We start from the raw sequence: 4,743 nt of genomic DNA, 5'->3' as shown, positions 1-4,743 counted from the left end.
GTCTACTTTTTCAGACCGAAAACGGAGTGGTTGTCGCTTGGTGAACCCTTGGTGAACCCGTCTGAACAGTTACTTTGGTGAAGCCTTAACGAGACGTATCGCGCGCCCACTTAAAAAACGTGCTGCGTGCCACGCCGAGCTGGTTTGCCGCCTCCCTGCTGCCTATCAAACCCGCTTCCCAGTTTGCCTTGACCCGATCAAATTCCTGGGGAAGCTGCTTGGGAGGCCTTCCGAACTGAACGCCCCGTGCGCGAGCTGATGCAATCCCCTCCGCCTGCCGCTGCTTGATGTTCTCGCGTTCAACCTGCGCAACATAGGACAATAGCTGGAGCACTATGTCCGAGATAAACGTGCCGGTCACATTCCGCTCGCTCGTACGCGTATCGAGCAACGGCATATCCATCACCACGATGTCGATCTGCAAGCGCTTCGTCAAAAGACGCCATTGCTCGATGATCTCGTCGTAGTTGCGCCCCAACCGATCGATGCTCTTAACCACCAGCGTATCGCCCGGAGCCAAAGCGGAAAGCAGCTCCTGATAGCCAGGACGGTCGAAGCTCTTGCCGCTCATGTGATCCGTATACACGTTTGTCCCCAACACCGGAAAACAGGTAAGCGCATCGAGCTGCCTATTCAGGCTCTGATCTTTACTGGAAACCCTCGCGTACCCGTACGTTACCATGACTGATCTCCTCTCTTCGGAGAACGGTCGGCACCCCCACCATGGCACAAAATCTTACGCGAAACGCATCGCCGGCAAAAGCAAAAAGATGCCATCGCGGTCCTGTCGGACTCTCTCGGCGAACCCAACAGCCCGCGTCGGAGCATCGGGCGAAAGGAAAGAGACCGCAGTGGCAAGGAAGCACCTCTGCAGCCTCTTTTTCGTGCGAACTGCGCGAATTGAAACGATTCCGACACTGGCACCCGCGCCAACCGCCCAACGCTCCTTTATACGCGACCCCGCTCTTATAGGTGAGAAACCACCAAATCGCCCATTTGGACGGTGCCGATCAGTTTGTCAGCAGGAGTCTCTGCCTGCTTGATGTCGCCCGTACGCCACCCCTCATCGAGCACGGCCTCCACTGCACGAGCAATATCGTCAGCAGCCTCACTCTTGTCGAAGCTGTAGCGCAGCATCATCTCCACAGACAGGATCTGCGCGAGCGGGTTCGCGATGCCTTTTCCTGCGATATCGGGAGCACTGCCATGGCTAGGCTCGTAGAGTGCCACCCCGTCGCCCAGCGAGGCGCTGGCCAACATGCCCAGCGACCCGGCAAGCATGGATGCCTCATCGGAAAGGATGTCGCCGAACATGTTCTCGGTAACCGCCACGTCGAACTGCGCCGGGTTGTTGATCAGCTGCATAGCCGCGTTGTCTACCAGCATGTCCACGATCTCCACATCCGGATAATCGGCCGCCACGCGATGGGCAACCTCGCGCCATAAACGACTGGACTCCAGCACGTTCGCTTTGTCGATGGAATGCACGCGGCAGCTGCGCTTGCGCGCCGTGTCGAAGGCATGGCGCACGATGCGCTCAATCTCGTACTCGCTGTACTCGAGCGTGTCGTAAGCGCGCTGGCCCGCCGCGCCGCCGGCACCGCAGCCTTCCTCGTCGTAGAAACGCTCGCGCCGGCCGAAGTAGAGACCGCCGGTAAGCTCGCGCACGATGAGCATATCCACGCCGTCTATAACCTCGGGCTTGAGCGTGGAGGCGTCGGCCAATGCTTTGAAGATACGCACCGGCCGCAAGTTCGCGTACAACCCAAGTGCCTTACGAATGCCCAAAAGCCCCTGTTCGGGACGAGGTTTCGCAGGATCGGTCGTGTCCCACTTCGGGCCGCCCACCGCAGCAAGCAGCACCGCGTCGGACGCTTGCGCTGCCGCCAGCGTCTCATCCGGCAGCGCCGTGCCCGTAGCGTCGATAGCGCACCCACCCAGCAACGCTTCGGAATACGTGAACGAAAGCCCGTGCTTGGCACCCACCGCGTCGAGGACCTTGCGCCCCTCGGCGATGATCTCCGGCCCGATGCCGTCGCCCGGCAGCAAGCAAATGCTGTAGTTCGTAGTCATATTATTTTCCCAACCGATCTTTGGTGCGGTTGATAAGCCCGCCCGCCTCGATGATCTCGCGAATGAACGGCGGGAAAGGCTGCGCTTGAAACACCGCGCCCGTCGTCTCGTCGGTAATCACGCCGGCGTCCGCGTCCACGCTGACCACATCCCCCGCAGAGATAGCATCCACCGCCTCGGGACACTCCATAATAGCCAGCCCCGTGTTGATGGAATTACGGTAGAAGATGCGTGCGAAGCTCTTCGCAACGACTACATCCACACCCGCCGCTTTGATGGCGATAGGCGCATGCTCACGCGACGAGCCGCACCCGAAGTTCTCGTCGGCCACGATGATGTCGCCCGGGCGCACCCGCTCGACAAACGACGTGTCCAGGTCCTCCATGCAGTGCTTCGCCAGCTCTGCCGGATCGGATGTGTTCAGGTAGCGGGCCGGAATGATAACGTCGGTATCGACGTCGCGCCCGTAGCGATGCGCGGTTCCTTTGAATTGCATGAGCCTCTCCTATTCCGCTGCCTGCGTGCAGGCATCCAGGTCTTCCGGCAGGCCGATATGCCCCAGCACGGCACTGGCAGCAGCAACCGATGGCGAGGACAGGTACACTTCGCTGGTGGGGTCGCCCATGCGGCCCACGAAGTTGCGGTTCGTCGTCGCGATGGCACGCTCCCCTGCCGCGAGGATGCCCATGTAGCCGCCCAGGCACGGCCCACACGTCGGCGTGGACACGGCACAGTTCGCGTCGAGAAACACCTCCATCAGGCCTTCGTCCATGCACTGGCGGTAAACCGCTTGCGTTGCCGGAATGACGATGCACCGCACGTTCGGATGCACCTTGCGACCGCGCAGCACCTCGGCCGCCTGGCGCATGTCCACGATACGACCGTTCGTGCACGAGCCGATAACGGCCTGGTCGATGACCACGTCGCGCGCCTCGGAAGCCGGACGTGTATTCGACGGCAAATGCGGGAACGACACGGTGGGCACGATGGTGGCGGCATCGATCTCGAACACCTGCGCATACACCGCGTCGGCATCCGCGTGGTATTCGGTGTAAGGACGCTCCACGCGGCCGTCCATATAGGCCCGCGTCACGTCGTCCACCTCGATAAGGCCGGCCTTGCCGCCCGCCTCGATAGCCATGTTGGAGATGGACAGGCGCTCTTCCATGCCCATGGAGCGGATAGCGCTGCCCGCGAACTCCATTGCTTGGTACAGAGCGCCATCGACGCCGATCATGCCGATGATATGCAGGATGACGTCTTTGCCGGTCACGCCAGGGGCCAATTCGCCCTCGATACGGAACAACAACGACTCAGGTACCTTGAACCACGCCTTGCCGGTTGCGTAGCCCACCCCGGCATCGGTGGAACCCACGCCCGTGGCGAACGCCCCGAGGGCACCGTAGGTGCAGGTATGGCTGTCGGCACCGATGATGAGATCGCCCGCGCCCACGACGCCCTGCTCGGGCAAGAGTGCATGCTCAACACCCATGCAGCCCACTTCGTAGTAGTGGGTGATATCCTGTTCACGCGCAAAATCGCGCACGATCTTTGCCTGCTCGGCACTCTTGATGTCCTTGTTCGGCACATAGTGATCGGGCACCAACGCGATCTTGGTCGAATCGAAGACGCGCTCGATGCCGATCTTCTGAAACTCGCGGATGGCGATGGGAGACGTAACGTCGTTGGAAAGCACGAGGTCAAGATCACACTCGATCAGTTGGCCTGGCTCCACAACGTCCAATCCCGCATGAGCGGCAAGAATCTTCTCCGCCATAGTCATGGGACGTGACATGCTGGCTCCTTATGAGGTGGGACTTGTCAGAATCGCCGCCCATTGTATCACCGGGCCGCCCTGCAAAGAAGAAGAGCCCCGAGGGGCCCTTCAAAGTAAAGCATTTCCAGATTTTAGGAAACGGCTTAGAAAGATCCGTAGTGGCCATAGCCATACGAACCCGCAGCACCAGCGACCATCGCCCCAATCATGCCGCCGATCATGAGACTGAACAGGATACCCAGCACAATCCACACGACGAAGCCGATAATGGACCACTTCAGCGTCTCGCTTTTAACCTCGGGCATCTTGTCCACGCTGGTCAACCAAGCGAGAACGATGCCGCCGACGCCCAAAAGCGCGCCTACGACAAACCAGCCGAACTTCATGCCGCCCGTCAAGCGCATGAGCGGAGCCGGCATATAGACCGGTTGAGGTTGAAGCTGGGGTACCTGATAGCCTTGCTGGGGCGGCATCTGCTGGCTCATCGGCGGCTGCTGCGGCAAGGGCTGAGTCGGGGGAACCTGGGGGGCCGCGGCTTCAGGAGCAGCGGGGGTCGGAGCGGGAGTCGGGGTACCTTGCTCATTGGTGTTCGTATCGTCAGCCATAATGCACCTGCTTTCATCGAATAATAACTTAGAAAGCAGTATAAGGGCCGGTGGCAAGGCGCCTCTTTCGTCCGGCGAAACCGTCATTGAATTGACACGTGACCTACTCCGTTTGGCGTAGGCGTAAGGCGTCCGCTCGCTGGATACGCGCAAAACACGGCACAGGATCCACAAGGGATCGCAATTGAGACGATTGCTGCGCGCAAGAAACACGCGCCGGCAACTACTCAACAACTCAACAACTCAACAACTCAACAACTCAACAACTCAACAACTCAACAACTCAAC

General features: G+C 60.0%; 5 protein-coding genes. All 5 read right to left on the bottom strand.

Annotation, left to right across the window (positions count from 1 at the left end):
• Nucleotides 1-85: 85 nt before the first annotated feature.
• Complete coding sequence (locus tag RR842_RS01565; protein ID WP_332565232.1) at nt 86-682, bottom strand: recombinase family protein; 597 nt, start codon at nt 680-682, stop codon at nt 86-88.
• A gap of 284 nt (nt 683-966) precedes the next feature.
• Nucleotides 967-2,073 (bottom strand): 3-isopropylmalate dehydrogenase, encoded by a 1,107-nt coding sequence (gene leuB, locus RR842_RS01560; protein ID WP_332518549.1) that lies wholly within the window; start codon nt 2,071-2,073, stop codon nt 967-969.
• A gap of 1 nt (nt 2,074) precedes the next feature.
• Nucleotides 2,075-2,569 carry a 3-isopropylmalate dehydratase small subunit gene (leuD, locus tag RR842_RS01555; RefSeq protein ID WP_332565231.1) on the bottom strand — a complete coding sequence of 165 codons (495 nt, stop codon included), beginning with the start codon at nt 2,567-2,569 and terminating at the stop codon, nt 2,075-2,077.
• A gap of 9 nt (nt 2,570-2,578) precedes the next feature.
• Nucleotides 2,579-3,868, bottom strand: coding sequence for a 3-isopropylmalate dehydratase large subunit (gene leuC / locus RR842_RS01550; protein WP_332521235.1), 1,290 nt, complete (start codon nt 3,866-3,868; stop codon nt 2,579-2,581).
• A gap of 125 nt (nt 3,869-3,993) precedes the next feature.
• On the bottom strand, nt 3,994-4,455 hold the full coding sequence (locus tag RR842_RS01545; RefSeq protein WP_332514376.1) for a spore coat protein SP96: 462 nt from the start codon (nt 4,453-4,455) through the stop codon (nt 3,994-3,996).
• Between the last annotated feature and the right edge of the window lie 288 nt (nt 4,456-4,743).

It is taken from the genome of Gordonibacter sp., from assembly GCF_036667095.1.
Taxonomy (GTDB): domain Bacteria; phylum Actinomycetota; class Coriobacteriia; order Coriobacteriales; family Eggerthellaceae; genus Gordonibacter.
Note: the sequence above shows the minus strand (reverse complement) of the source record. Positions and strands in the feature narration are given on the sequence as shown.

Excerpts from the sequence above, each read along its gene's own strand:
- RR842_RS01565 (WP_332565232.1), bottom strand. The coding sequence starts at position 682 with ATGGTAACGTACGGGTACGCGAGGGTTTCCAGTAAAGATCAGAGCCTG.
- leuB (WP_332518549.1), bottom strand. The coding sequence starts at position 2,073 with ATGACTACGAACTACAGCATTTGCTTGCTGCCGGGCGACGGCATCGGG.
- leuD (WP_332565231.1), bottom strand. The coding sequence starts at position 2,569 with ATGCAATTCAAAGGAACCGCGCATCGCTACGGGCGCGACGTCGATACC.
- leuC (WP_332521235.1), bottom strand. The coding sequence starts at position 3,868 with ATGTCACGTCCCATGACTATGGCGGAGAAGATTCTTGCCGCTCATGCG.
- RR842_RS01545 (WP_332514376.1), bottom strand. The coding sequence starts at position 4,455 with ATGGCTGACGATACGAACACCAATGAGCAAGGTACCCCGACTCCCGCT.